25 protein-coding genes, 1 tRNA gene and 1 other RNA gene are annotated in these 24803 nt (G+C 60.6%); 20 read left to right on the top strand and 7 right to left on the bottom strand.

Going from position 1 to position 24803, the window contains the following annotated elements:
* Positions 1 to 2 precede the first annotated feature (2 nt).
* The 6 genes from aceE to ffh are packed head-to-tail and all read right to left on the bottom strand — an operon-like array spanning position 3 to position 7222.
* Entirely contained in the window at positions 3 to 2657 is a 2655-nt protein-coding gene (gene aceE / locus L6418_RS12330) for a pyruvate dehydrogenase (acetyl-transferring), homodimeric type (RefSeq protein WP_237247219.1), read from the bottom strand.
* 2 nt (positions 2658 to 2659) lie between these two features.
* The gene (locus L6418_RS12325; protein ID WP_237247218.1) at positions 2660 to 3259 is read right to left on the bottom strand and encodes a 5-formyltetrahydrofolate cyclo-ligase; all 600 of its coding nucleotides are present in this window, start codon (positions 3257 to 3259) and stop codon (positions 2660 to 2662) included.
* Complete coding sequence (locus L6418_RS12320; protein ID WP_237247217.1) at positions 3256 to 3561, bottom strand: TfoX/Sxy family protein; 306 nt, start codon at positions 3559 to 3561, stop codon at positions 3256 to 3258. Before L6418_RS12320 ends, L6418_RS12325 begins: the two co-directional genes overlap by 4 nt.
* Before the next feature lie 5 nt (positions 3562 to 3566).
* Complete coding sequence (ilvA, locus tag L6418_RS12315) at positions 3567 to 5084, bottom strand: threonine ammonia-lyase, biosynthetic (protein ID WP_237247216.1); 1518 nt, start codon at positions 5082 to 5084, stop codon at positions 3567 to 3569.
* A 57-nt stretch (positions 5085 to 5141) separates the two neighbouring features.
* Positions 5142 to 5846 carry an HAD family hydrolase gene (locus tag L6418_RS12310; RefSeq protein WP_237247215.1) on the bottom strand — a complete coding sequence of 235 codons (705 nt, stop codon included), beginning with the start codon at positions 5844 to 5846 and terminating at the stop codon, positions 5142 to 5144.
* A 23-nt stretch (positions 5847 to 5869) separates the two neighbouring features.
* Entirely contained in the window at positions 5870 to 7222 is a 1353-nt protein-coding gene (ffh, locus tag L6418_RS12305; protein WP_237247214.1) for a signal recognition particle protein, read from the bottom strand.
* Positions 7223 to 7317: 95 nt separating this feature from the next.
* Here ffh and L6418_RS12300 point away from each other — a divergent pair, with 95 nt between their 5' ends.
* The 8 genes from L6418_RS12300 (at position 7318) to L6418_RS12265 (ending at position 12991) form a co-directional block, all read left to right on the top strand.
* Complete coding sequence (locus tag L6418_RS12300) at positions 7318 to 8130, top strand: inner membrane protein YpjD (RefSeq protein WP_237247213.1); 813 nt, start codon at positions 7318 to 7320, stop codon at positions 8128 to 8130.
* Positions 8131 to 8228: 98 nt separating this feature from the next.
* Positions 8229 to 8483: a 30S ribosomal protein S16 gene (rpsP, locus tag L6418_RS12295; protein WP_269807814.1), complete on the top strand. Its 255-nt coding sequence runs from the start codon at positions 8229 to 8231 to the stop codon at positions 8481 to 8483.
* Between the two features lie 68 nt (positions 8484 to 8551).
* On the top strand, positions 8552 to 9076 hold the full coding sequence (gene rimM / locus L6418_RS12290; protein ID WP_237247212.1) for a ribosome maturation factor RimM: 525 nt from the start codon (positions 8552 to 8554) through the stop codon (positions 9074 to 9076).
* On the top strand, positions 9073 to 9849 hold the full coding sequence (trmD, locus tag L6418_RS12285) for a tRNA (guanosine(37)-N1)-methyltransferase TrmD (protein WP_237247211.1): 777 nt from the start codon (positions 9073 to 9075) through the stop codon (positions 9847 to 9849). The genes rimM and trmD overlap by 4 nt, the downstream gene beginning before the upstream one ends.
* Positions 9846 to 10220, top strand: coding sequence for a 50S ribosomal protein L19 (rplS, locus tag L6418_RS12280; RefSeq protein ID WP_237247210.1), 375 nt, complete (start codon positions 9846 to 9848; stop codon positions 10218 to 10220). Before trmD ends, rplS begins: the two co-directional genes overlap by 4 nt.
* A gap of 71 nt (positions 10221 to 10291) precedes the next feature.
* On the top strand, positions 10292 to 10753 hold the full coding sequence (locus tag L6418_RS12275; RefSeq protein ID WP_237247209.1) for a methylated-DNA--[protein]-cysteine S-methyltransferase: 462 nt from the start codon (positions 10292 to 10294) through the stop codon (positions 10751 to 10753).
* Positions 10740 to 11636, top strand: coding sequence for a site-specific tyrosine recombinase XerD (xerD, locus tag L6418_RS12270; RefSeq protein ID WP_237247208.1), 897 nt, complete (start codon positions 10740 to 10742; stop codon positions 11634 to 11636). Before L6418_RS12275 ends, xerD begins: the two co-directional genes overlap by 14 nt.
* A gap of 71 nt (positions 11637 to 11707) precedes the next feature.
* Entirely contained in the window at positions 11708 to 12991 is a 1284-nt protein-coding gene (locus tag L6418_RS12265; RefSeq protein WP_237247207.1) for a mechanosensitive ion channel family protein, read from the top strand.
* A 396-nt stretch (positions 12992 to 13387) separates the two neighbouring features.
* On the opposite strand, the gene L6418_RS12260 is transcribed toward L6418_RS12265, so the two are convergent.
* A tRNA-Ala gene (locus tag L6418_RS12260) sits at positions 13388 to 13463 on the bottom strand.
* Positions 13464 to 13606: 143 nt separating this feature from the next.
* Here L6418_RS12260 and rpiA point away from each other — a divergent pair.
* From rpiA to mraY, 12 genes are all read left to right on the top strand, one after another.
* Positions 13607 to 14266, top strand: a complete 660-nt coding sequence (rpiA, locus tag L6418_RS12255; RefSeq protein WP_237248741.1) for a ribose-5-phosphate isomerase RpiA — start codon at positions 13607 to 13609, stop codon at positions 14264 to 14266.
* Between the two features lie 73 nt (positions 14267 to 14339).
* Positions 14340 to 15047, top strand: coding sequence for a phosphate signaling complex protein PhoU (gene phoU, locus L6418_RS12250; RefSeq protein ID WP_237247206.1), 708 nt, complete (start codon positions 14340 to 14342; stop codon positions 15045 to 15047).
* Between the two features lie 5 nt (positions 15048 to 15052).
* On the top strand, positions 15053 to 16528 hold the full coding sequence (ppx, locus tag L6418_RS12245; protein WP_237247205.1) for an exopolyphosphatase: 1476 nt from the start codon (positions 15053 to 15055) through the stop codon (positions 16526 to 16528).
* Positions 16529 to 16567: 39 nt separating this feature from the next.
* Positions 16568 to 16780, top strand: a complete 213-nt coding sequence (locus L6418_RS12240; protein ID WP_237247204.1) for a hypothetical protein — start codon at positions 16568 to 16570, stop codon at positions 16778 to 16780.
* Positions 16781 to 16832: 52 nt separating this feature from the next.
* An RNA gene (gene rnpB, locus L6418_RS12235) (RNase P RNA component class A) lies at positions 16833 to 17183 on the top strand.
* A gap of 280 nt (positions 17184 to 17463) precedes the next feature.
* Entirely contained in the window at positions 17464 to 17910 is a 447-nt protein-coding gene (mraZ, locus tag L6418_RS12230) for a division/cell wall cluster transcriptional repressor MraZ (RefSeq protein ID WP_237247203.1), read from the top strand.
* A complete protein-coding gene (rsmH, locus tag L6418_RS12225; protein ID WP_237247202.1) occupies positions 17907 to 18839 on the top strand; it encodes a 16S rRNA (cytosine(1402)-N(4))-methyltransferase RsmH in 933 nt (310 codons plus the stop codon). The genes mraZ and rsmH overlap by 4 nt, the downstream gene beginning before the upstream one ends.
* Positions 18832 to 19116, top strand: a complete 285-nt coding sequence (gene ftsL / locus L6418_RS12220) for a cell division protein FtsL (RefSeq protein ID WP_237247201.1) — start codon at positions 18832 to 18834, stop codon at positions 19114 to 19116. Before rsmH ends, ftsL begins: the two co-directional genes overlap by 8 nt.
* Complete coding sequence (locus L6418_RS12215; protein WP_237247200.1) at positions 19113 to 20843, top strand: penicillin-binding protein 2; 1731 nt, start codon at positions 19113 to 19115, stop codon at positions 20841 to 20843. The genes ftsL and L6418_RS12215 overlap by 4 nt, the downstream gene beginning before the upstream one ends.
* On the top strand, positions 20840 to 22339 hold the full coding sequence (locus L6418_RS12210; protein WP_237247199.1) for a UDP-N-acetylmuramoyl-L-alanyl-D-glutamate--2,6-diaminopimelate ligase: 1500 nt from the start codon (positions 20840 to 20842) through the stop codon (positions 22337 to 22339). Before L6418_RS12215 ends, L6418_RS12210 begins: the two co-directional genes overlap by 4 nt.
* Positions 22336 to 23715 carry a UDP-N-acetylmuramoyl-tripeptide--D-alanyl-D-alanine ligase gene (gene murF, locus L6418_RS12205; protein ID WP_237247198.1) on the top strand — a complete coding sequence of 460 codons (1380 nt, stop codon included), beginning with the start codon at positions 22336 to 22338 and terminating at the stop codon, positions 23713 to 23715. The genes L6418_RS12210 and murF overlap by 4 nt, the downstream gene beginning before the upstream one ends.
* On the top strand, positions 23700 to 24803 hold the full coding sequence (gene mraY / locus L6418_RS12200) for a phospho-N-acetylmuramoyl-pentapeptide-transferase (protein ID WP_237247197.1): 1104 nt from the start codon (positions 23700 to 23702) through the stop codon (positions 24801 to 24803). Before murF ends, mraY begins: the two co-directional genes overlap by 16 nt.

Genomic DNA, 24803 nt, shown 5'->3' with positions numbered 1-24803 from the left:
GCTTAAACCGTCGTCGGGTTCGGTTTGTCGGGATTGATCTTGTACAACTTGATTGCCTTGCTCACTTCGCTCGCCGGCAGCGTGCCTTCGTCCGCCAGCGCCTTCAATGCGGCGACGGCGACATAGAAGCGGTCGACTTCGAAGAAGTGGCGCAGTTTCTTGCGCGTATCCGAACGGCCGAAGCCGTCGGTACCCAGCGTCCGGTAGCGGGCCTTGACGAAGGGGCGGATCTGGTCGGCATAAGAGCGGATGTAGTCGGTTGCGGCAACTACCGGCACGGCAGCGTCCAGGCACTGCTCGACGTAGCTGACGCGGGCCTTGGCTTCCGGATGCAGCGTGTTCCAGCGTTCGCAGTCGATGCCTTCGCGGCGCAGTTCGTTGAAGCTGGTCACGCTCCAGACGTCGGCGGCGACGCCGAAATCCTTCTCCAGCAGTTCGGCGGCGGCGATCACTTCGCGCAGGATGGTGCCGCTGCCCAGCAGTTGAACCCTGGCTTTCGCCTTGGCCTTGCCGGCGCTGAACTTGTACATGCCCTTGATGATGCCTTCCTCGGCGCCCTTCGGCATGGCCGGGTGCGTGTAATTCTCGTTCATCACGGTGAGGTAATAAAACACGTCTTCCTGGTTCTGGTACATGCGGCGCATGCCGTCATGCACGATCACCGCCAGTTCATAGGCAAAGGTCGGATCGTAGCTGATGCAATTCGGGATCATGGCGGCTTGCAGGTGGCTGTGGCCGTCCTGGTGCTGCAGGCCTTCGCCGTTCAGCGTGGTGCGCCCGGCGGTGCCGCCGACGAGGAAGCCGCGCGCGCGCATGTCGCCCGCTGCCCAGGCCAGGTCGCCGATGCGCTGGAAGCCGAACATCGAGTAATAGATATAGAACGGGATCATTGCCACGTCATGGTTGGCGTAAGCAGTCGCGGCGGCGATCCAGTCGGCCATGCCGCCGGCTTCGTTGATGCCTTCCTGCAGGATCTGCCCGGCTTCCGACTCCTTGTAGAACATGAGCTGGTCGGCGTCCTGCGGCGTGTACAGCTGGCCCACCTGGGAGAAGATGCCGAGCTGGCGGAACATGCCTTCCATGCCGAAGGTGCGCGATTCATCGGGCACGATGGGCACGATTTTCTTGCCGATCGCCTTGTCCTTCACCAGCACGCCTAGCAGGCGCACGAACGCCATGGTGGTGGAGAACTCGCGGCCTTCGCTGTCCTTCAGCAGGGCTTCGAATGCAGGCAGGTCGGGGATGGGCAATGTCTTGCTGACCGGTTTCCGCGCCGGCAGCGTACCCATCGCCTCGCAACGCTGGCGCAGGTATTTCATCTCCTGGCTGTCTTCGGCAAGGCGCACGAACGGCAGCTTGGGCAACTGTTCGTCGCTGACCGGGATGTTGAAGCGGTCGCGGAATTTGCGCAACGCGTCTTCGCCGATCTTCTTCTGCTGGTGCGTCGGATTCTGTCCTTCGCCTGCCTCACCCATGCCGTAACCTTTGACCGTCTTGGCTAGGATCACGGTGGGCTGGCCGGTGTGCTTGCTGGCAGCGGCATAGGCCGCGAACATCTTGAACGGGTCGTGGCCGCCGCGGTTCAGGTGCCAGATCTCGTCGTCCGACATGTCGGCGACCAGTTCGAGCAGCTCGGGATATTTGCCGAAGAAGTGCTGGCGTACATACGCGCCGTCCTTGGATTTGTAGGTCTGGTACTCGCCGTCGACCACCTCTTCCATGCGTTTCAGCAGCAGGCCGGTCTTGTCCTTGGCCAGCAGGCGGTCCCACCAGCGGCCCCAGATGACCTTGATGACGTTCCAGCCGGCGCCGCGGAACACGCCTTCCAGTTCCTGGATGATCTTGCCGTTGCCGCGCACCGGGCCGTCCAGGCGCTGCAGGTTGCAGTTGATGACGAAGATCAGGTTGTCCAGTTTCTCGCGTCCGGCCATCGAGATCGCGCCCAGCGATTCCGGTTCGTCGGTCTCGCCGTCGCCGAGGAAAGCCCATACCTTGCGGCCGTTGGTCTGTGCCAGGTTGCGGTGCTGCAGGTAGCGCATGAAGCGCGCCTGGTAAATGGCCATCAGCGGGCCCAGGCCCATCGACACCGTGGGAAATTGCCAGAAGTTCGGCATCAGCCAGGGGTGCGGATAAGAGGACAGGCCGTTGCCGTCCACTTCCTGGCGGAACTTGTAGAGCTGTTCTTCGGTAAGGCGGCCTTCAAGGAAAGCGCGCGCATACATGCCGGGCGAGGAGTGGCCCTGGAAATACACCAGGTCGCCGCCGTGGTCGGCGGTCTTGCCGTGGAAGAAATGGTTGAAGGCGACATCATATAAAGTCGCTGCCGAAGCGAAGCTGGCGATGTGGCCGCCCAGCTCGGACGATTCCTTGTTGGCGTTCATCACGATGGCCATCGCGTTCCAGCGCGTCAGGGCGCGGATGCGGTGTTCCAGCTCGAAATTGCCTGCCGAGCGTTCTTCCTTGTCCAGCGGGATCGTGTTGATGTAAGGGGTGGTGGCGCTGATCGGCATGTCGTCGCCAGCCAGGCGTGCGTGGTGGATCAGCTGATCCATCAGGAAGTGGGCTCGTTCGGCGCCTTCCTTCTCCAGCACGGATTGGAGCGCGTCCAGCCACTCTTGCGTTTCCTGTGGATCGTAATCGGGTTGTTGCGTAGCCATCTTCACTCTCTCCCTAAATTGCAACGTATCGTTTCGTTTTCCGTCACCAGCAAGTCGACATTGCGGTCGGTGCTTTCCTGCGGAATCTCCGGCACCACCTGCAGCGCGAACGCCCCGGCGACCAGGGCCGGCTGGTGCGGCATGTGCGCCAGCAGTTTGTCGTAAAACCCGCCGCCATACCCAAGCCGCGCCCCGTTCCGGGTGAATGCCACGCCGGGTAACAGGATGAAATCCACGGTTCCCGGCGATTCTTCTTTTATGCAGCGCTCTGCAACCGGTTCACGTATGCCCCATAGTCCGGGCGCCACGTCGTGCTGCAGATCCAGCACCTGATATAAGTCCAGATGCTTGCTGGCGCGGTTGACCCGCGGCAGCAAGACCCGTTTGCCGTCAGCCAGCGCCTGTCGTACCCACAGTTCGGCCGCCAGTTCGGCGCCGAAATTGAGATAACCCAGCACCGTCTGCGCCTGCCGATACCCGGGCAGATCGCATACAGCGCCAATAATGGTGCGGCTCAGATGCAAACGCTCGGCCGCGGCCAACTTTTCGCGGGCGGCGATTATACTTTGCCTGAGTGCCTGCTTCCTAGCTTGGATGTTCATCGCCGTGCCGCCTTCCTTGCCCAATGCATCAAACGCTCGCTATCTTCAAGGATTTCCACTGGAACTTCGCGGTAGTTCCGCAAAATCTGTTTTTCTGACGGGGCGAAAACAGGGGCTTCGCTGGCCAGATAATCCTGCAGGGTGTCGGGATGTGTCCTGAAATACAGCTGTCCGTGGAACAGGATGCCGAAGAAAATCTCACCGCAATACAGCCCGTGACCGCCGAACATGCGCTTGCAGCTCAATCTGTCGAGCGTGGCCAGCTGTTCGAGCACGAAATCACGGAAGCTGTCCGTGCTCATCCACCTTACCCCAGGAACAGCTTGTAGGCCGGGTTGTTGCTCTCGTCCCAGTACGGGTAGCCGAGGGTGTCGAGGAAGGTCTTGAGCGCCTTCTTGTCCTTTTGCGGTACCTGCATGCCGACCAGCACGCGGCCGTAGTCCGCGCCGTGGTTGCGGTAATGGAACAGCGAGATGTTCCAGGTATGGTTCATGCTGTTGAGGAAGTTCATCAACGCGCCGGGACGTTCCGGGAATTCGAAGCGGAACATGATCTCGTCTTTCGCTTCCGGCGCCCGCCCGCCGACGAGGTGGCGCAGGTGCAGCTTGGCCATCTCGTTGTCGGTGAGGTCGAGCGTGCTGAGCTTGTGCTTCTCCAGCGTGGCGACCAGTCTGGCAGTCTCGGACGGATCCTTCACCTGCACGCCGACGAACACCTGCGCCGCCTTGGGGTCGGCGTAGCGGTAGTTGAATTCGGTGATGTTGCGGTTGCCGAGCAGCGCGCAGAACTGGCGGAAGCTGCCCGGCGTTTCCGGGATGGTCACCGCGAGGATGGCTTCGCGCTTCTCGCCGATCTCGGCGCGCTCCGCCACGAAGCGCAGGCGGTCGAAGTTCATGTTGGCGCCGCTGCATACCGTGACCAGCGTCTCTCCCTTGAGCTTCTCGCGCTTGGCATACAGCTTGGCGCCGGCGATGGCGAGTGCGCCTGCCGGCTCCAGGATGGAGCGGGTGTCCTGGAACACGTCCTTGATCGCGGCGCAGACCGCATCGGTATCCACCAGGATCACCTCATCGACATAGTGCTTGCAAACGCGGAAAGTCTCTTCACCGGCCAGCTTGACTGCGGTGCCGTCCGAGAACAGGCCGACATCGTTGAGCGTGACGCGTTTCCTGGATTTGAGCGAACGCGCCATGGCATCGGAATCGCTGGTCTGCACGCCGATGACCTTGATGTCCGGCCGCACCTGTTTGACATAAGCCGCCACGCCGGAGATCAGGCCACCGCCGCCGATTGCGCAGAAAATGGCATGGATGGGTGCCTGGTGCTGGCGCAGGATCTCCATGCCGATGGTGCCCTGGCCGGCGATGACATCGGGGTCGTCGAACGGGTGGACGAAGGTGAGGCCATGTTGTTTTTCCAGCGCGAGCGAATGAGTGTAGGCATCGCTGTAGCTGCTGCCGTGCAGCACGATCTCCACCGCACGCTGGCCGAAATGTTTGACCGCATCGATTTTCACCTGCGGCGTGGTGGTTGGCATCACGATGATGGCCTTGCAGCCCATCTTGTTGGCGGACAGCGCGACACCCTGCGCATGGTTGCCTGCGGAAGCCGTGATGACGCCGCGCTTGAGCTGTTCCGGAGAGAGTTGCGCCATCTTGTTGTAGGCGCCGCGCAGCTTGAACGAGAACACCGGCTGCATGTCCTCGCGCTTGAACAGGATTTTGTTGCCGGTGCGTGCGGACAGGCTGGACGCATATTCCAGCGGGCTTTCGATGGCCACGTCATAGACGCGTGCGGTGAGGATGCGCTTCAGGTAATTTTGCATGATGGCTTGCGGACAAATGAATTGTCCGCAAGATTAGCAGGAAACCGGGCGAACTGCCTAAATGCGCAGGCCGGTGACGCGGTAGAAGTTCGCCAGGTCGCTGAGATCGTCGAACACGCCGGCGGCATCGGCGAAATCCTGCCGGTGCGTATAGGGGTTGGTGGTGACGTAGGTCTTGATGCCGGCCGCCAGCGCCGAACGCAGGCCGTTGTTGGAGTCTTCCAGTGCTATGCAGTCCTGCGGGGCGAGCTTGAGTTCGCTCAGCACCCAGTTGTAGATATCCGGCGCCGGCTTTTTGTGCGGCACGATGTCGCCGCAGCCGATGGAGGAGAAGTTGCTTGCCCAGTCCTTGCCGAGGCCGACCTCCAGCAATGCGCTGACGTTCTCCGGCGAAGTGGTGGTGGCGATGGCCAGCACGATGCCGGCCTTGCGCGCATCGGCTATGAGCTGCTTGATGCCGGGACGCAGCGGGATCATGCCGCCGCGCAGCATCGCGGTGTAATGGCCGGTTTTCACCACGTGCAGGTGTTTGACGAAGCCGTCATAGTCGGCCGGCTTGGCAAAGCCCGGCAGGTAGCTTTCGACATAGTGCTTGATGCGCTCCTTGCCACCGGTCACCTTCAGCAGCTTGTCGTACAGCGCCACGTCCCAGTTCCAGTCCAGGCCGTTCTCGGCAAAGGTCTTGTTGAAGGCGATGCGGTGCGCATCCTCGGTATCGGCAAGCGTGCCGTCCACGTCGAAAATGATGGCTTTGATATTCATGCTGGATTGCTCAGAGAGGTTGGTTAACGAAGTCCGGGGAATTTGCCTGCCATGCCGCGCATCATCTTTGCCATGCCGCCCTTGCTGCTGAACATCTTCATCATCTTCTGCGACTGCTCGAACTGGTTCAGCAACTGGTTGACGTGCATCACCTGCACGCCGGCACCGGCGGCGATGCGGCGTTTGCGCGAGGCCTTGATCTGTTCCGGGTGGGCCCGCTCCCAGGGGGTCATCGAGTTGATGATGCCTTCGGTGCGGTTGATCTGGCGTTCGTCGATCTTGGCGCCCGCCGCCGCTTGCGACAGCTGTGCCGGCAGTTTGTCCATCAATGCGGACATGCCACCCATCTTCTTCATCTGCACGATCTGCATCTTGAAGTCGTTGAGGTCGAAGCCCTTGCCGCTGTGCATTTTCTTCGCCAGCTTCTCGGCGGCGGCATGGTCCACGTTGCGCTGGGCCTCTTCCAGCAGCGACAGCACGTCACCCATGCCGAGGATGCGCTGCGCCATGCGTTCCGGGTGGAAGGCTTCGAGGCCGTTCGGCTTCTCGCTGACGCCGACGAACTTGATCGGTTTGCCGGTGACCTGCCGTACCGACAGTGCGCCGCCGCCGCGGGCATCGCCGTCCAGCTTGGTGAGGATCACGCCGGTCAGCGGCAGCGCATCGCCGAATGCCTTGGCGGTGTTCACCGCATCCTGGCCGGTCATCGCGTCGACCACGAACAGTGTCTCGATCGGCTTCAGCGCGGCGTTCAGGTCCTTGATCTCGGCCATCATCGCCGCATCTACGGCGAGGCGGCCGGCGGTGTCGACGATCAGCACCTCATGGTGGTGTTTGCGCGCGTAGTCGTGCGCGGCAAGGGCGATGTCCAGCGGTTTCTGGCTCGCATCGGAGGCGAAGAAATCGATCCCGAGTTGCTGTGCCAGCGTACGCAACTGCTCGATCGCGGCGGGACGGTATACGTCGCAGCTGACCAGCAGTACCTTCTTCTTGTTCTGTTCATGCAGCAGTTTGGCCAGCTTGCCGCTGCTGGTGGTCTTGCCGGCGCCCTGCAGGCCGGCCATCAGGATCACGGCGGGTGGCACGGTGGCGAGGTTGATGCCGACGTTGGCTTCGCCCATCAGCTTGGTCAGCTCGCGGTTCACTACGCCGATCAGCGCCTGCCCCGGTGTCAGGCTGCCGATGACCTCCTGCCCCAGTGCAGCCTCTTTTACCGTGGCGATGAATTCCTTGACCACGGGCAGAGCGACGTCGGCTTCCAGCAAGGCGAGGCGGACTTCCCTGAGCGCGTCCTGGATGTTGCTCTCGGTCAGCCTGGCCTGGCCGCGCAGATTCTTGACGATGCCCGAGAAGCGTTGTGTAAGGTTATCCAGCATGTGTGCAAATCCCGATGATTTCGGCGTGCGCCGGTGCAGACACTTTCGCGGCGCTTCCTGTAGAATCCGCACAGTCTAAAACATCTGCACTCCTCATGTCGAACTCAGTCTTGCCTCTGATCACGTTTGCCCTTTATGCCATTCTGGCTATTCTGTTCTGGCGTGCGCAGGCGGCCGGCAATGCAGAGCAGCAGAACCGCGGCTTCCTGGGCTTTGCGGTCATCGTGCCGCTGGCGCTGCACGGCTGGCAGCTTTACGACACACTATTTATATTGGGCGCATTGAACCTGGGGCTGGTCTATGCGTTGTCGCTGATCCTGTGGCTGACGGTGCTGGTGTACTGGCTGGCGCGCTACTTCTATCCCCTGTCCAGTTTGCAGACCCTGGTTTTGCCGCTGGCTGCGGTCAGCACGGCGCTGCCGGCGGTCTTTCCGGATGTGCGTATCCTGTCCCAGCACGCTTCGGGCCTGTTCGACACCCATGTCCTGGGGGCCATGCTGGCCTACAGCCTGTTCACGATCGCTGCGCTGCATGCGGCGCTGATCTCGCTGGTCGAGAAACGCCTGCACCATGCCAAGCTGCCCAGGGTGTTGCGCAACCTGCCGCCGTTGCTGACCATGGAGAGCCTGCTATTCCGGGTTATCGGTGCGGGATTCGTGCTGCTGAGCATCACTATCGCATCCGGCATGCTGTTTTCGGAGAAGCTGTTCGGCCATCCCTGGGAATTCAGCCATAAGGTGCTGTTCGGGATCCTGTCCTGGGGGGTGTTCGCTACCTTGCTGATGGGGCATCATTTCTATGGCTGGCGCGGGCATACGGCAGTGCGCTGGACGCTCAGCGGCTTCGGATTCCTGGTGTTGGCCTATCTGGGCACCCAATTCGTGCTGGAAGTCATCCTGCACCGCTGATTTTCCCCTTGGAAACAGTCCTTGCCATAGGCTGGCAAGGTATCGTAGAATTCGCGCCCTTTGGCATAGTCCAGATCACTATTTATTGGGTAATCATTATGGTAGTCATTCGTCTTTCTCGTGGCGGCGCGAAGAATCGCCCGTTCTACAACGTGGTGGTGGCGGATTCCCGCAACCGTCGTGACGGTCGCTTCATCGAGCGTATCGGTTTCTACAATCCTCTGGCTGCCGAAGGCTCGGAAGGTTTGCGCATCCAGCTGGACCGCGTGACGCATTGGCAAGAGCGCGGCGCGCAGTTGAGCGAGACCGTGGGCCGTCTGGTCAAAAAAGCCGGTGCAGCAGCCAAGGCCTGACGGTCATAACCGTTTCCCCCACCCTAACCCTCCCCCGGAGGGAGAGGGGACAAACGAGGCGAAACGTGATGAGTGTTAACGAGGCAAGCCCCATGGTCGTCATGGGGAAAGTGGTTGCGGCACAGGGAATCCAGGGGTGGGTGAAGGTGCAGACCTTTACCGAATATCTGGATAGCCTGCTGGACTACGACACTTGGTACATGGGCAACGAACAAGCCTGGCGTCCGCTGGAAGTTCTGGATGCGAGCGTGCATGGCGGCAAGGTAGTGATTGCCAGGCTGCAGGGCATCGCCGACCGCACGGCAGCCGAGAAATGCAAAGGCATGCTGATCGCGATCCCGCGCTCAGAGTTGCCCGAGCAGGAAGAAGGCGAATATTACTGGTCCGACCTGATCGGGCTGACGGTGGTGAACCAGGCGGGTGAGGTGTTCGGCACGGTGGATACCCTGCTGGAGACCGGAGCCAACGACGTGCTGGTGATCAAGGGCGATATCGGCGAGACATTGATCCCGTTCATCGCCAGCGTCATCCAGCAGGTGGATCTGAAGGGCAAAACGATCCGGGTGGATTGGCAGGCGGATTACCTCAAATGAGGTTCGACGTCATCACGCTGTTCCCCGAGATGTTCGAAGCGCTCACAAAGTATGGCGTGACGCGGCGGGCGGCAGAGCAGGGCAAGTTTGAATTGCAGACGTGGAATCCGCGCGATTTTACGACCGACAACTACCGCACCATCGACGATCGCCCCTACGGCGGCGGCCCCGGGATGGTGATGTTGGCGGAACCGCTGGAAAAAGCGATCAGCGCAGCGAAAGCAGCGCAGGCGCAAGGCGGGGCGAAGAAGAGTTGCGTGATCCACCTCTCGCCGCAAGGCAGGCAGCTCACCCATGAAGTGGTGATGGAACTGCTGGCGCGGGATGAAGGATTGATATTGCTGGCGAGCCGTTACGAAGGCGTGGATGAGCGCCTGTTGCGCCAGCAAGTGGATGAAGAGCTTTCCATCGGTGATTATGTGTTGTCCGGTGGCGAGTTGGCGGCGATGGTGGTGATGGACAGCGTGGTGCGGCAGATTCCCGGCGTATTGGGCGACGACGCATCGGCGCAGCAGGATTCCTTCGTACAGGGGCTGCTGGATTGTCCGCACTACACGCGCCCCGAGGTTTATAACGGCGAGGCGATTCCGGACGTATTGATGTCCGGGCACCACGCCGAGATAGAGAAGTGGCGATTGAAGCAGGCATTAGGCAGGACTGCGGAACGTCGCCCGGATTTGCTGGCATCACGCCAGTTGACTAAACAGGAAGCTCGGCTACTGGCAGAGTACCAGCAGGAACAAGCCTCCGCACAAGAAAAGGAAACAAAATGAATCTGATCGGAATTCTCGAAAAAGAAGAAATCGCCCGTCTGGGCAAGACCATCCCCAACTTCGCACCCGGCGACACCGTGATCGTCAACGTGAACGTGGTGGAAGGCGACAAGAAGCGCGTACAGGCCTACGAAGGCGTGGTGATCGCCAAGCGCAACAAGGGGCTGAACTCCAGCTTCATCGTGCGCAAGGTATCTTCCGGCGAAGGCGTCGAGCGTACCTTCCAGACCTACTCCCCGAGCATCGCCAGCATCGAAGTGAAGCGCAAGGGCGACGTCCGCCGTGCCAAGCTGTACTACCTGCGTGATCGTTCCGGCAAGTCGGCGCGTATCAAGGAAAAGCTGGCTGCGCGCACCACGACTGCGGCGTAACCAAGCAATACCTGCAGTACCTGAACGGGAGCCCAACGGCTCCCGTTTTGCATTTCCGCTATCATGCGCATATGACCCGCCAAGCCGTTATCGCCGCACCGTTCGGAAAGCTGGGCATCCTCTGTACGGAGGATGCGCTGCTGGGCATCGAGTTCCTGCCGGCGAATACGCGGGCAACGTCGCCGCGCGGCGTATTGGCCCGGGAGGTGTGCAGGCAACTGCAGGCTTATCTGGACAATGCTGGCTTCCATTTCGATCTGCCGCTCAGGCTGGACGGTACAGAACACCAGCGCAAAGTGTGGCAGGCGATGTGTGGCATTCCGCGTGGACAGGTACTGAGCTATGGTGAGCTGGCGGCGCAGATCGGTTCAAGCGCGCGAGCCGTCGGGCAGGCCTGCGGCAACAATCCCATCCCAGTCATCATTCCCTGCCATCGCGTGGTGAGCAAGGCCGGGCTGGGCGGATTCATGCATCGGGCAGATGCGGGCGCACTGGATATCAAGCGTTGGTTGCTGGCACATGAGCGACGTTGACCTGCTGGATGAATTCAGCGATGCCCTCTGGCTGGAAGATGGCCTGTCGCGCAATACGCTGGAAAGCTACCGGCGCGACCTGAACAAATTCACCGAGTGGCTGGAGAAGCAGCGTGGATGCGGTTTACAGGCTACCACCCATGCCGATATCCAGGGTTTTCTGGCGTACCTGGTAAGCGGCCAAAAAGCCAAATCCACTTCCACCTCGCGCGCCATTTCCAGCCTCAAGCGATTGTTCCGCTACCTGCTGCGGCAGAACAAAATTACCATCGACCCGACCCTGCAGATCGCCACGCCGAAGCTGCCGCGCAGCCTGCCCAAAAGCTTGACCGAAGAGGATGTCGAACTGCTGTTGAGTGCGCCCGATGTGGATACGCCGCTCGGCATGCGCGACCGCACCATGCTGGAAGTGCTGTATGCCAGCGGATTGAGGGTGTCGGAACTGGTCGGCCTGAGCGTGGCGCAGGTGAGCTTGGACATGGGGGTGACGCGGGTGATGGGCAAAGGCAGCAAGGAGCGCCTTGTGCCGCTGGGCGAAGAGGCGCTGGACTGGGTCAGGAAATACCTCGCCGAAGCCCGTCCTGCCTTGCTTTTGGGCAAGGTGACAGACGCCCTGTTCGTTACCCAGCGCGGCGAGGCGATGACGCGGCAGATGTTCTGGTACCTGATCAAGAAACACGCCAAACAGGGCGGCTTGCACAAGCCATTGTCGCCGCATACCCTGCGCCACGCCTTTGCCACACACCTGCTCAACCATGGTGCCGACCTGCGCGTGGTGCAGATGTTGCTTGGACATTCGGATATTTCGACTACGCAAATCTACACCCATGTGGCGCGAGAACGCCTGAAGCGGTTGCATGCCCAGCATCATCCGAGAGGGTGACCGTGCTGCGGAATCGCGCTGCACCGGACATGCTAAGATTCATATTGTTCATCTGATCCGGATTCCGGCCCATGCCTGACACACCCCGCAATCTGCTCATCGAATTCCTTTCCGACCTGGAACAGACCGCCATTCTCTGGCAGTTGGCGTTGCTGGCGGTGTGCATGGCTGTTGCCTGGGGAATGAACGGCTTGCTGAAGCGTCGTTACCTCGGGCCCGAGGGAGCATCGAGAGTTGGATTGGGTGGCGTGCACCGGGTGGCTCTCCCTTTATTCGCGTTATTGCTGGTGTTGCTGGGAAGGTCGCTGCTCCGGAACTGGCATTCCGTCAATCTCCTGAATATCGTCGTCCCCCTGTTGTTCGCCTGGATGTTGATCAGTCTGGTGGTCTATGCATTGCGCCAGGTGTTTAGCCCGAGCAGTTGGTTGCATGGATCGGAAAGATTCATCGCCATGGCGGTCTGGGCCGGGTTTGCCTTGCACTTGACCGGGTTGCTGCCGGAGATATTGGAAGCCATGGATCACCTCGGCTTCCGCGTCGGCAAGCAGCAGATATCGCTGCTCATGATCCTGAGCGGCGTGTTCTCCATCCTGGTCACCATGCTGGGGGCGATGTGGCTCGGGCGTGTGCTGGAGAGCAAGATCATGTCCGCCGCAAACCTGGAGTTGAATCTGCGCGTCGTGCTCTCCAAGCTGACCCGCGCTGTGCTGGTCGTGCTGGGCATCCTTGTCGCATTGCCCTTGGTGGGGATCGACATCACTGTGCTGTCGGTGTTCGGCGGCGCGCTGGGTGTCGGTATCGGTTTCGGTTTGCAGAAGATCGCCAGCAATTACGTGAGCGGCTTCATCATCCTGCTCGATCGTTCCATCCATCCTGGCGATGTGCTGACGGTGGACGGGCGCTTCGGCAAAGTCTCGCAACTGACCGCGCGCTACCTGGTGTTGCAGAGCACGGACGGCACCGAATCGATCATCCCGAATGAAACGCTGGTCAGCTCAACGGTCGTCAACCATACCTATACCAATCGGCAGATACGCATCGGCATCCCTGTGCAGGTCAGTTACCAGAGCGATCTGCAGCGCGCCATGGAGATCATGAAGCAGGCGGCGAGCAATCAGCCGAGGGTGCTCGCCGATCCGGAAGCGAAGGTCTATCTCAAGTCGTTTGGCGACAACGGGATCGACCTGGAACTGGGCATCTGGATCAATGACCCGGAGCAGGGGCAGCTCAATCTGTGCTCCGACATCAATATGGAGATCTGGCGCAAGTTCCAGGAAGCGAATATCGAAATCCCCTATCCGCAACGTGATATCCGCATCATCAATGCCCAGCAAGCGCCTGGCTTCAGCCCATGAGAATCGCTATGGCCTGCAGGCCACAATCAGGCGGTGCAGATCAGGGTCAAGATGGCTATTGGAAAGATCACATTCACGCAGTTCGATAACGCTTCCGTGAAAGAACGCAGAATGTCGATAATCGGATAAGTAACCTTCATTTTCATCTCCATCAGTACAGGATGAGAGGCATTATCCGGTTCAGGTGTTGCAGGATGATTAAGGTTGCATGCCTGGTTGGGGTTTAATAATTTTGTAATCCAGCATCGGTAATATTCGCACTGTTTTCTCCTCCCTCAAGAGAACATTTGCACTTCGGCAACGAAGTGCATTTTTTTTGCGCTGTCGATTCAGGATCGCTGTGGGACCATTGCGGGTGGAAGCGGCCGCCAAGCCGCGATAAGGCGTTGTTTCTAGTGGTGGAGGTGATCAGGATCGAACTGACGACCTTCTGATTGCGAACCAGACGCTCTCCCAACTGAGCTACACCCCCACGTCAACCTAATCCTAAAGGCAAAACGCCGATTTGGAAAGGGCGCGCCGGATCTGGCGTGCGAGGTTCCTAATTTAACGAATTCCTGCAATAATCCCGTCACGAAACAATATTTATTCCCGGGATTGAGACACAGCATGGCTTTGACACAGGATGATCTGAAACGCGCGGTCGCTCAGGCCGCGATCGCTTATGTACCGGCCGATTGCATTGTCGGCGTGGGCACAGGTTCCACCGCCAATTTCTTCATCGATGAACTTGCCAAGATCAAGCATAAGATACGCGGCGCAGTTGCCAGTTCGGAAGCATCGGCCAAACGTCTGCAGGGGCACGGTATCGAAGTGCTGTCGCTGAACGATGCGGGCGATCTGCCGGTATACGTGGACGGCGCGGATGAAATCACGCGTCACATGCACATGGTCAAGGGTGGTGGTGGCGCCCTGACGCGCGAAAAGATCGTGGCGGCGGCCAGCAAGAAATTCATCTGCGTGTGCGATGCCAGCAAGCTGGTGGACGTGCTGGGCAAGTTTCCTTTGCCGATCGAGGTGATCCCGATGGCGCGCAGCTATATCGCGCGCGAACTGGTGAAACTGGGCGGCCAGCCGAAATTGCGCGAAGGTTTCACCACCGACAACGGTAACGTGATCCTTGATGTGCATAACCTGCAGATCATGAATCCGGTGGAACTGGAGACCACATTGAACCAATTGGCCGGTGTGGTGACCAATGGCCTGTTCGCCCGCCGTGGCGCAGACGTGCTGTTGCTGGGCACGCCGGAGGGCGTAAAGACGCTCACCGCCTGAGCCGGAGTAACAAAATCGTAACGGCGCATCGGTAGCATCCGTCATTTGCAATAATCCTTTTTAAGGAACAGACATGGCCAGTAGCGAACACACCTCGAAACAGTTCGATGCAGAACTCGAAGCGGTACGCGCCCGCGTCCTGCAGATGGGGGGGCTGGTGGAGAGCCAGATACGCTTGGCGGTCGAGTCCCTGATTACCGGCGACGTGGCGCTGATGAACCGGGTGATCGACGACGATCATCGCGTGAACTCGCTGGAAGTGGAGATCGATGAGAGCTGTAATCGCATCCTGGTGCGCCGTCAGCCGGCGGCAGGCGACCTGCGCATGATCACGACGGTCATCAAGACCATCACCGACCTGGAGCGCATTGGCGACGAGGCCGAAAAGATCGCCCGCATGGCCAAGCTGCTGTCGCAGAAGGAGCGCCTGTATCTGCCGCGCTACAACGAGATCAAGCACGCTTCCGATATCGCGTTGGACATGTTGCGCAAGTCGCTGGATGCCTTCGCGCGTCTCGATCTTTCCACTGCCGCGCAAGTGGTGCGCCAGGACGAACAGGTCGACGAAGAATTCCGTTCCATCATGCGCTATCTGATCACCTTCATGATGGAAGATCCGCGCACGATCTCCACTTCGCTGGAGATCCTGTTCGTGGCCAAGGCGATCGAGCGTATCGGGGACCATGCCAAGAACATGTCCGAATATGTGGTGTACATGGTCAAGGGCCGCGATGTGCGCCACGTCACCGTGGAAGAGATCGAGCGCGAAGTCCTCGAATAACGCCTGTGCAACAACCCATCCTTGCCGCAGTCGATCTCGGCTCCAACAGTTTTCGGCTGCAAATCGCCCGTGTGGAGAATGACCAGCTGTACATGCTGGACGGATTGCGCGAAGCGGTGCGCCTGGCTGCCGGCATCACCGAAGACAAGCGGCTCGACAAGCCGGCACAACAGCGCGCACTTTCCTGTTTGCAGCGGTTCGGCGAGCGCTTGCGCGGGCTGCCGCGTGAAGCAGTGCGTGCGGTAGGCACCAATTCACTGCGTGTCGCCAAGAATGCCCCGGAATTCCTGCAACTGGCAGAGGCAGCTCTCGGTTTTCCCATCGACGTCATTGCGGGGCGCGAGGAAGCGCGCCTTATCTATCTTGGTGTCGCCCGGGCGCTGCCGCACACGGAAGGCAGGCGGCTGGTGATGGATATCGGCGGCGGCTCTACCGAGTTCATCATCGGTAACGGCCTGCAGCCGCTCAAGCTGGAAAGCCTGTACATGGGTTGCGTCAGCTACAGCGTGCGTTACTTTCCCGATGGCAAGATCAACAAGGCCAACCTCAAGCAGGCCGAGTTGGCTGCGCGCAGCGAAGTGCAGGCCATCGCTTCGGAGTATTCCCAAGGGCACTGGAACGTCGCATTCGGCTCCTCGGGCAGCGCCCGCGTGCTGTGCGACATACTCGAGCAGAATGGCTACAGCGAGGGGGGCATCACCCGCGAGGGGTTGGAACAATTGCGTGTCCAGATGCTCAAGGCTGGCGACGTCAACAGACTGGACGTGCTGGGCCTCAAACCCGACCGGATCCCGGTGCTGCCGGGCGGCTTCGCCATCATGTATGCGGCCTTTTGTGAACTCGGTATCGAACGCATGCAGCCGGCCCTCGGTGCATTGCGCGAGGGGTTGCTGTACGACCTGCTCGGCCGTTTCCATCACAATGACATGCGCGAAGTCACCGTGCAGCAGTTCATGCGCCGCTATCACGTGGACGTGCGCCAGGCAGCGCGGGTCGCCCGTCTGGCGGATTTCCTGGCGAGGCAATTCCTGGATGGCCAGCTCGGCGACGAAGAGTCGCACCTGCTCAACTGGGCGGCGAACCTGCATGAGATCGGCATCAGTGTCGCGCATAGCGGCTACCACAAGCACACTTCCTACATCCTGGCCAACGCCGACATGCCCGGATTCTCCAAAACCGAACAAGGTCACCTGAGCGTGCTGGCGCTGGCGCATCGCGGGGGGCTGGAAAAGGTGCGCGGCATGCTCAATGCGCCGTCGCAGCTGGCCCAAGTGATGGCCTTGCGTCTTGCGGCGCTCATCTACCGCAATCGTGGTGATGTCGCGCTGCCGGCCATGCAAGGGCGCTTCAGCGGTACCAAGTTCCATCTGGTCCTTGCCCCGGGCTGGCTGGTGCAGAACCCGCTCACCGAAGCTGCGTTGCTGGAAGAAATGAAGCAATGGAAGGGATTGGGTATCAGCATGCAAGTGGTAGAAGGGTAAGGCGGCACACTCGTTGCAACTAACTGGAGGCATACTTCGATGAAGCAACTCAAAACCATTCTTGTCAGCCTGCTGGTCGGCCTGCTCATCGGCATGGCACTTGGTGTCAATATCGGGCGGGAGAAGCCGCTGCTGTCCAATCCGTTTGCAAAAGAATCATTGGTAGACCGCGCCAAGCAGCTGGGCAACGAAACGCTGGAAAAGGGCGGCAAGGCTCTGGAAAAAACGGGGCAGGCCCTGCAGGGCAAGTGATGGACCATCGCGATGGTCGGATGCCGCCACCTCGCGTGGTAAACTCCGTGCCGAAGCTGGCCAGACAGTCGCTGCGCACCTCGTGCTGCGTAGAGGAAAGTCCGGGCTCCGCAGAGCAGGATGCCGGTTAACGGCCGGACGCCGTGAGGCGATGGAAAGTGCCACAGAAAATATACCGCCCAAGTTCCTTCGGGAAACGGCAAGGTTGAAATGGCGAGGTAAGAGCTCACCGCGCTGGTGGCAACATCAGCGGCAGGGTAAACCCCATCCGGAGCAAGACCAAATAGGCAAGCTATGACGTGGCTCGCGTCGCTTGCGGGTAGGTTGCTTGAGCGTCAGGTAACGAAACGCCTAGAGGAATGACTGTCCACGACAGAACCCGGCTTACCGGCCAGCTTCACCTCTTTTGTTGGTCGAGATTTTCGCGACCATTTTTCCCGGCAGGTCCCCTTGCGACGAGTCGATGCTGCTCGCGATTTGTGCGCAGCCTTGCTGTTGCATCACAAACGACTTTAGCTTTTCCGCGCAATCCATTGCTTTTTAAGCATATTTGTTTTGCATTAACTAAGTGCGCTAACTCATTGTCCCGTAAAGAAAAATCCTGTTTTCTTGCTTGACCACCCCGTCGATTTTCAATATAGTGGCTGTAAGTGGTAAAAAGTGGGTAATAGTGGGGAAACGGGATGTTCCAAGGGGCGACACAACTCAATCTGGATAGCAAGGGCAGGCTCGCGATACCGGCGCGGTATCGCGACATGCTGCTTGCGCATTGCGCGGGTCAGCTGGTGCTGACTGCCGATGCCGACGGTTGCCTGCTGGTCTATCCGCAACCCGAGTGGCAGCCCATTCGCGATAAATTGATGAAACTCTCCGCCTTTGATCCGCGCATCCGCGCTTTGCAACGCTTCCTTGTGGGGCATGCCGAAGATGCGGTGATGGATGCTGCGGGTCGCGTGCTGGTTTCGCCGACATTGCGGACTTTCGCGGTGCTGGACAAGCGCGCGATGCTGGTGGGGCAGGGTAACAAGTTCGAGTTGTGGGACGAGGCGCGGTGGCAGGCGCAGAACGAGAAGATGACCGGGTTCACGGCAGACAACCTGCCGCCAGAACTCGAAGGATTCACTTTGTGAGCGAGGGGCTGGTTCACGCGACAGTCCTGTTGAACGAAGCAGTCGAAGCATTGCAGGTGAAGCCGGATGGCATCTACGTGGATGGCACGTTCGGGCGCGGCGGACACAGCCGCCTGATCCTGCGCCGGCTGGGGGAGCGGGGAAGCCTGATCGCGCTGGACAAGGATCCGGCAGCGGTGGAGGCGGGAAGGGCGGTCGACGATGCGCGCTTCCGCATGGTGCATAGCGGTTTCGAGCATCTCGGAGAAGTGCTGCAGGAACTGGGGATCGACAAGGTGGATGGAGTGTTGCTGGACCTGGGGGTGTCGTCGCCGCAACTGGACGACGAGCAACGCGGATTCAGTTTCAGGTTCGATGCGCCGCTCGATATGCGCATGGATACGAGCAGGGGGGAGACAGCGGCAGAATGGCTGGCTACGGTGGACGAGGGCGAACTCGCGGAGGTGATACGTGATTACGGCGAAGAACGGTTTGCTAGGCAGATTGCAAGGGCGATTGTTGCTGCGCGCCAGGAACGAGAAATCCTCACCACGAAACAGCTCGGCGACATCGTCGCCCAGAGTGTACGCACGCGCGAACCCGGCAAGAATCCGGCGACCCGTACCTTTCAGGCTATACGGATTTATATCAACCGCGAGCTCGAGGAACTCGAGAGCGTGCTGCCGCAATGCGTGGGTCATCTGAAAGAGGGCGGGCGCATGGCAGTGATCAGCTTTCATTCGCTGGAAGATCGCATGGTCAAGCATTTCATGCGTGACATGGCACAGGGCGACAAATTGCCGAAGCATGTGCCGATCCGCGCAGCCGATGTGCCGCAAGGGAAGTTGCGCCTGGTCGGCAAGGCGATCCAGGCATCGCCGGAAGAAGTGGCAGCGAACCCGCGCGCGCGCAGCGCGGTGTTGCGAGTGGCGGAGCGTTTAGGTGGCTAGGCTGAATGTCCTCTTGCTTGCCATAGTCATCGCATGTGCGTTGGGTGTCGTCACCTCCCAGCACAAGGCGCGCAAGCTGTTCGTGGAATTGCAGAAGGAAAAGGACAGGGCGCAGCAGATGGATGTGGAGTGGGGCCAATTGCAGCTTGAGCAGGGTACGCTGGCCATGCCGGCGCGAGTGGAAAACCTTGCCAGTCGCCAATTGCAGATGCAGATGCCGCAGGCGGGGCAGATTCGCTATATCCGCATCGGTAGTGGAGCGGCGGTACAACCATGAACTACGCCACTGCGGCCATACAAACCTCGGGGCAGATCGCATTGCCGGCATGGCGTTCCCGCGTGCTGTTCGTGCTGCTGCTGACGGGGCTGGTTGTCTTGCTCGGTCGTGCGGTATACCTGCAGGGCATCCATAATGGATTCCTGCAACAGGAAGGGGATGCACGCTACGGGCGCGTCGTCGAGATCCACGCGCACCGCGGCATGATCACGGACCGGCACGGCGAGCCGCTGGCGGTGAGCACGCCGGTCGAGTCGGTATGGGCGAGCCCGGGCGATGTCGAGATTTCCCCGACGCAGATATCCCAGCTGGCGCAGATCATCGGGCTGAGTTCCGCAGAAGTGAAGAGCAAACTGGCTACCTCGCGCGAGTTCGTCTATCTCAAACGCCAGTTGCCGCCGGAGCAGGCGGCGAAGGTCGTCAAACTCGGCATTCCCGGCATTTCGCTGCAGCGCGAATATCGCCGTTACTACCCGGGTGGCGAAGTCACTGCGCACCTGATCGGTTTCACCGATGTCGATGACAACGGGCAGGAGGGCATCGAGCTGGCACTGCAGGGGCAACTTGGCGGCAAAGCCGGCAGCCAGCAGGTGATCAAGGACAGGCGCGGATTCATCGTGGAGGACGTGGCCAGCCTGCGCGCGCCCAAGGCGGGAGTCGATGTCGCCTTGAGCATCGACAGCAAAATACAATCCCTCGCCTTCCGCGAGATCAAGCAGGCGGTCGAGCGGAACAAGGCGAAGGGCGGCTCCATCGTCGTGCTGGACGCCAGGACCGGCGAAGTGCTGGCGCTGGCGAACTGGCCTTCCTACAATTCCAACAACCGCGACAAGCCGGGCATGGCGGTGCTACGCAATCATGCGGTCACCGATCAGTTCGAACCCGGTTCCACCATGAAGCCTTTCACCATTGCTACGGCGCTGGAAGCGGGCAAGATCAAACCCAACTCGGTCATCGACACGTCGGGCGGTGTGTTCACCGTGAACGGCCGCACGATACACGATACCCATCCCGAGAGGTTCCTCACGGTCGCCCAGATCATCCAGAAATCCAGCAACGTCGGCACGGCCAAGATCGCGCTCAGCCTGCCGCCGGAAACGCTATGGCATGGCCTGAGCGAGGACGGATTCGGCTCCCTGACGGGAAGCGAGTTCCCCGGCGAAGCGGAGGGCAAACTGCGCGACTACAGAAAATGGCGTCCCATCGAACAGGCGACGATGTCCTATGGCAACGGTATCTCGGTGAACCTGCTGCAACTGGCACGCGCCTATACGGTGTTCGCCAACAACGGCGAACTGAAGCCGATCACCCTGCTCAAGCAGGAAACCCCGGCGCTGGGCGTCAAAGTCTATTCCGATGCGACCGCACAAGCGGTGCGCGACATGATGGAAATGGTGGTGAAACCGGGGGGTACCGCGCCGCTGGCACAGATCACCGGCTACCGCGTGGCCGGCAAGACCGGCACAGCGCACAAGCTGGAGAACGGGAAATATGTGAATCGCTATGTCGCATCGTTCGTCGGACTGGCACCCGCATCCAATCCGCGCCTGATTGTCGCCGTGATGGTCAACGAGCCGGGCGGCCGCGACTATTACGGCGGACTGGTTGCGGCCCCGGTGTTCAGCAACGTGATGGGTGCTGCGCTGCGCATGCTCAGCATACCCAATGACGCGCCGCTGGATAATGTGCTGCAGGCGCCGGGCGAGGTAGTGGGGGAGGAAGTATGACCGCCTTCCATCCGGACCAATTGAATAGCCTGGGTGTGGGAATCGCGCGACTGGTGTCCGACAGTCGCGCCGTACAGCCTGGCGACACCTTTGTCGCCTATCCGGGAGGACAGGCCGACGGCCGCGGCTATATCGCGCAGGCGATCGAACGCGGCGCGAACGCCGTGATCTGGGAGGCGCACGATTTCGAATGGAATCCGGCGTGGCAGGTACCCAATCTTGCGGTGAAAGATCTGCGCCACCAGGCCGGACTGATCGCAGACCAGGTTTATGACAGGCCGTCGCACAAGCTCTGGATGGTGGGCATCACCGGTACCAATGGCAAGACCTCGATCAGTCACTGGTTGGCCAGGACATTCGGCGCGCTTGGGCGCAAGAGTGCCGTACTGGGCACGCTGGGGAACGGCTTCCCCGGCACGCTGCAGGCGACAGCCAATACCACGCCGGACGCGCTGCTCGTGCATGGCTTGCTGGCGCAGTACCAGAGCCAGGGGGCGCAAGTGGCGGTGATGGAGGTGTCCTCGCATGCATTGACGCAGGGGCGGGTCAACGGCGTGCATTACGACGTGGCGATGCTGACCAACCTCACGCGCGACCACCTCGATTACCACGGCGACATGCAAAGCTATGCGGCAGCAAAACGGCGGCTGTTCGACTGGTCGCAGCTCAAGCATGCGGTACTGAACCTCGACGATGCCTTCGGTGCCGAGCTGGCCGAACAACTGCAGGATGCCAGCGTCGAGGTGATCGGCTACGGTCTTGGCGACGACGCGTTGCGCCTGGCGGAGCGCCTGGGCATCCGCATGGTGTACGGCAATCTTGCGCAGGTGAATGCGCAGGGACTGACGCTGCAGCTGCACACCAGCTGGGGAGCGGCTGCGCTGTGCAGCAAGCTGATCGGGCGTTTCAATGCGTCCAATCTGCTGGGTGCGCTGGCGGTGTTGCTGGCCAGCGAAGTCCGGCTGGACGACGCGGTACACGAACTCGGTTTGCAGAAGGCGGTAGCCGGGCGCATGCAGACACTGGGGGGCAAGAATGTGCCGGCCGTCGTGGTGGATTACGCCCATACGCCGGATGCGCTGGAAAAAGTGCTGGTCACGCTGCGCGAAGTGACGGAACCGTTCGGCGGGAAAATCCTTTGCGTATTCGGCTGCGGAGGGGATCGCGACCGCGGCAAGCGGCCAATGATGGGAACCGTAGCCTCGAAGTTCGCCGATATCTGCATCGTCACGAGCGACAACCCGCGCAGCGAAGAGCCGGCTTCGATCATCGAAGCAATCTGCACCGGGATGCAGGGCGAGTACCAGGTGATCGAGGATCGCGCGAAGGCCATCAACCATGCCATCGCCATGGCGCGCCCGCACGATACGGTGCTGCTGGCCGGCAAGGGGCACGAGGATTACCAGGAGATCAAGGGGGTGCGCTATCCCTTCTCGGACAGCGAGATCGCCCATCGTGCGCTGAGCATGTGGAAGCCCGAGGAGCGCTGGCTATGATGATGCTGTCACAAGCCGCACGCGCGCTGCATGCAGAGATGGGCGGTGCCGATGTAAACCTGGCAGGCGTCTCCACGGATACGCGCACCATCCAGCCGGGCGACCTGTTCATTGCCCTCAAGGGCGAACATTTCGACGGCGCAGGCTTTGTCGGGCAGGCGCTTCAGGCGGGGGCCGTTGCTGCAATCGTGAATGCCGGCAGCGACATCGGCGGTGTGTCATGCCCGCTGCTGCGCGTGCCTGACACGCGCCTGGCCTTGGGGGCGCTGGCCGCATATTGGCGCTCGCAGTTCGACATACCCCTGGTTGCGATCACCGGCAGCAACGGCAAGACCACGGTAAAGGAAATGCTGGCATCGATTCTGCGCGCCACGGGAGGCGATGCCGGAAGCGTGCTGGCCACCCAGGGCAATCTCAACAATGACATCGGCATGCCGCTCACCTTGCTGAAGCTGCGCGCGGCGCATCGCTATGCCGTGATCGAAATGGGCATGAACCATCCGAACGAAATCGACTATCTGACGCGCATCGCACGTCCGGATGTGGCGCTCGTCAACAACGCATCGGGGGCGCACCTGCAGGGGCTGGGCTCGGTGGAAGGCGTGGCCCGCGCCAAAGGCGAGATATTCGCCGGTCTCGCGAGTGGCGGCACGGCGGTCATCAATGCAGACGATGCGCATGCGGGGTTATGGCGCAACCTGGCGGGCCAGCATCGCGTGCTCGATTTCGCCATGGCGCATCCGGCCGCGATCCAGGGGAAATGGACCCCCCAGGGGTACGGTGGCGCGCTGCGGGCACGGACGCCGGCAGGCGAGTTGTCCGTCGCACTGCAGGTGCCGGGTGAGCACAACGCGCGCAATGCGTTGGCGGCAACGGCTGCGGCGCTCGCGCTGGGCGTTCCGCTGGACACCATCGCCAGGGCGCTGCAGGAATTTGGCGGAGTGGCGGGTCGTCTGCAGCGCAAGCCGGCACGGCATGGAGCGACCCTGATCGACGATACCTACAACGCCAATCCCGCATCCATGCATGCCGCACTGGAAGTGCTGGCGCATACCGGGGGCAAGCGCATCTTCGTACTCGGCGACATGGGCGAACTGGGTGCCGACGCGGCCCAGTTCCATCGCGAGATCGGCATTGCGGCGCGCGAGCTGGGCATAGAGAGACTGCTGGCGCTGGGTACCCTGAGCGCCGAAGCGGTGCGCGAGTTCGGTACGGGCGCGCAGCATTTTGCGGACATCGAAACGCTGCAGAAGGTATTGGATGGGGAGCTGGATGCGCAGACGACGGTGCTGGTGAAGGGGTCGCGCTTCATGAAGATGGAACGGGTCGTGCAATTCAGCGCGCTCAACAAGGAGGAAGCATGCTGCTCGCATTAGCACAATGGTTGGCGCAGGACATCAGGACATTCAGCGTATTCAACTACATCACGCTGCGTGCGGTGATGTCGGCGATGACGGCGCTGTTCATCTCCTTCCTGCTCGGTCCATGGATGATACGCAAGCTGACCGCAATGAAGATCGGCCAGGCGGTGCGTACCGACGGGCCGCAGACGCACCTGGTGAAAGCCGGCACACCGACCATGGGCGGCGCGCTGATCCTGATGTCGGTCGCCATCACTACATTGCTGTGGGGCGATCTGCACAATTCATATATCTGGGTGGTGCTGTTCACCACGCTGGGTGTCGGTGCCATTGGCTGGGTCGACGACTACCGCAAGGTGGTACACCGCAATCCGGACGGCCTGTCGGCGCGCGCGAAGATGTTCTGGCAATCGCTGATCGCGCTGGCGGTCGGCATATTTCTGTGGACACACGCCACGCTGCCCGCGCATACCGAACTCATCGTGCCATTCTTCAAGAACGTGGCGTTCCCTCTCGGCATGATCGGCTTCATCGTGCTGGTCTATCTGGTGATCGTCGGCAGCAGCAATGCGGTGAACCTGACCGACGGCCTGGACGGCCTGGCCATCATGCCGACGGTGATGGTATCGGCGGCCCTGGCCATTTTCGCCTATGTCGCCGGCCATGCCGAATTCTCGAAGTATCTGGGTGAACCCTCCATTCCAGGCGCGGGCGAACTGGCGGTGTTCTGTGCCGCCATCTCGGGGGCCGGATTGGCCTTCCTCTGGTTCAACGCCTATCCGGCGGAAGTGTTCATGGGCGATGTCGGCGCGCTGGCGCTGGGCGCGGCACTGGGCGCGGTGGCGGTGATCATTCGCCAGGAACTGGTGCTGTTCATCATGGGAGGCGTGTTCGTGGTGGAAGCGGTGTCGGTGATGCTGCAGGTATCCTATTTCAAATACACGAAGAAGAAATACGGCACCGGCAAGCGCATCCTGCTGATGGCGCCGTTGCACCACCATTTCGAGCAAAAGGGCTGGAAAGAGACACAGGTCGTTGTCCGGTTCTGGATTATCACAATGCTGTTGGTGCTCATCGGATTGGCGACATTGAAACTCAGATAA

This window comes from Sideroxyarcus emersonii, from assembly GCF_021654335.1.
In the GTDB taxonomy this organism is placed as follows: Bacteria; Pseudomonadota; Gammaproteobacteria; order Burkholderiales; family Gallionellaceae; genus Sideroxyarcus; species Sideroxyarcus emersonii.
This window is presented reverse-complemented; position numbering and strand designations above follow the sequence as displayed.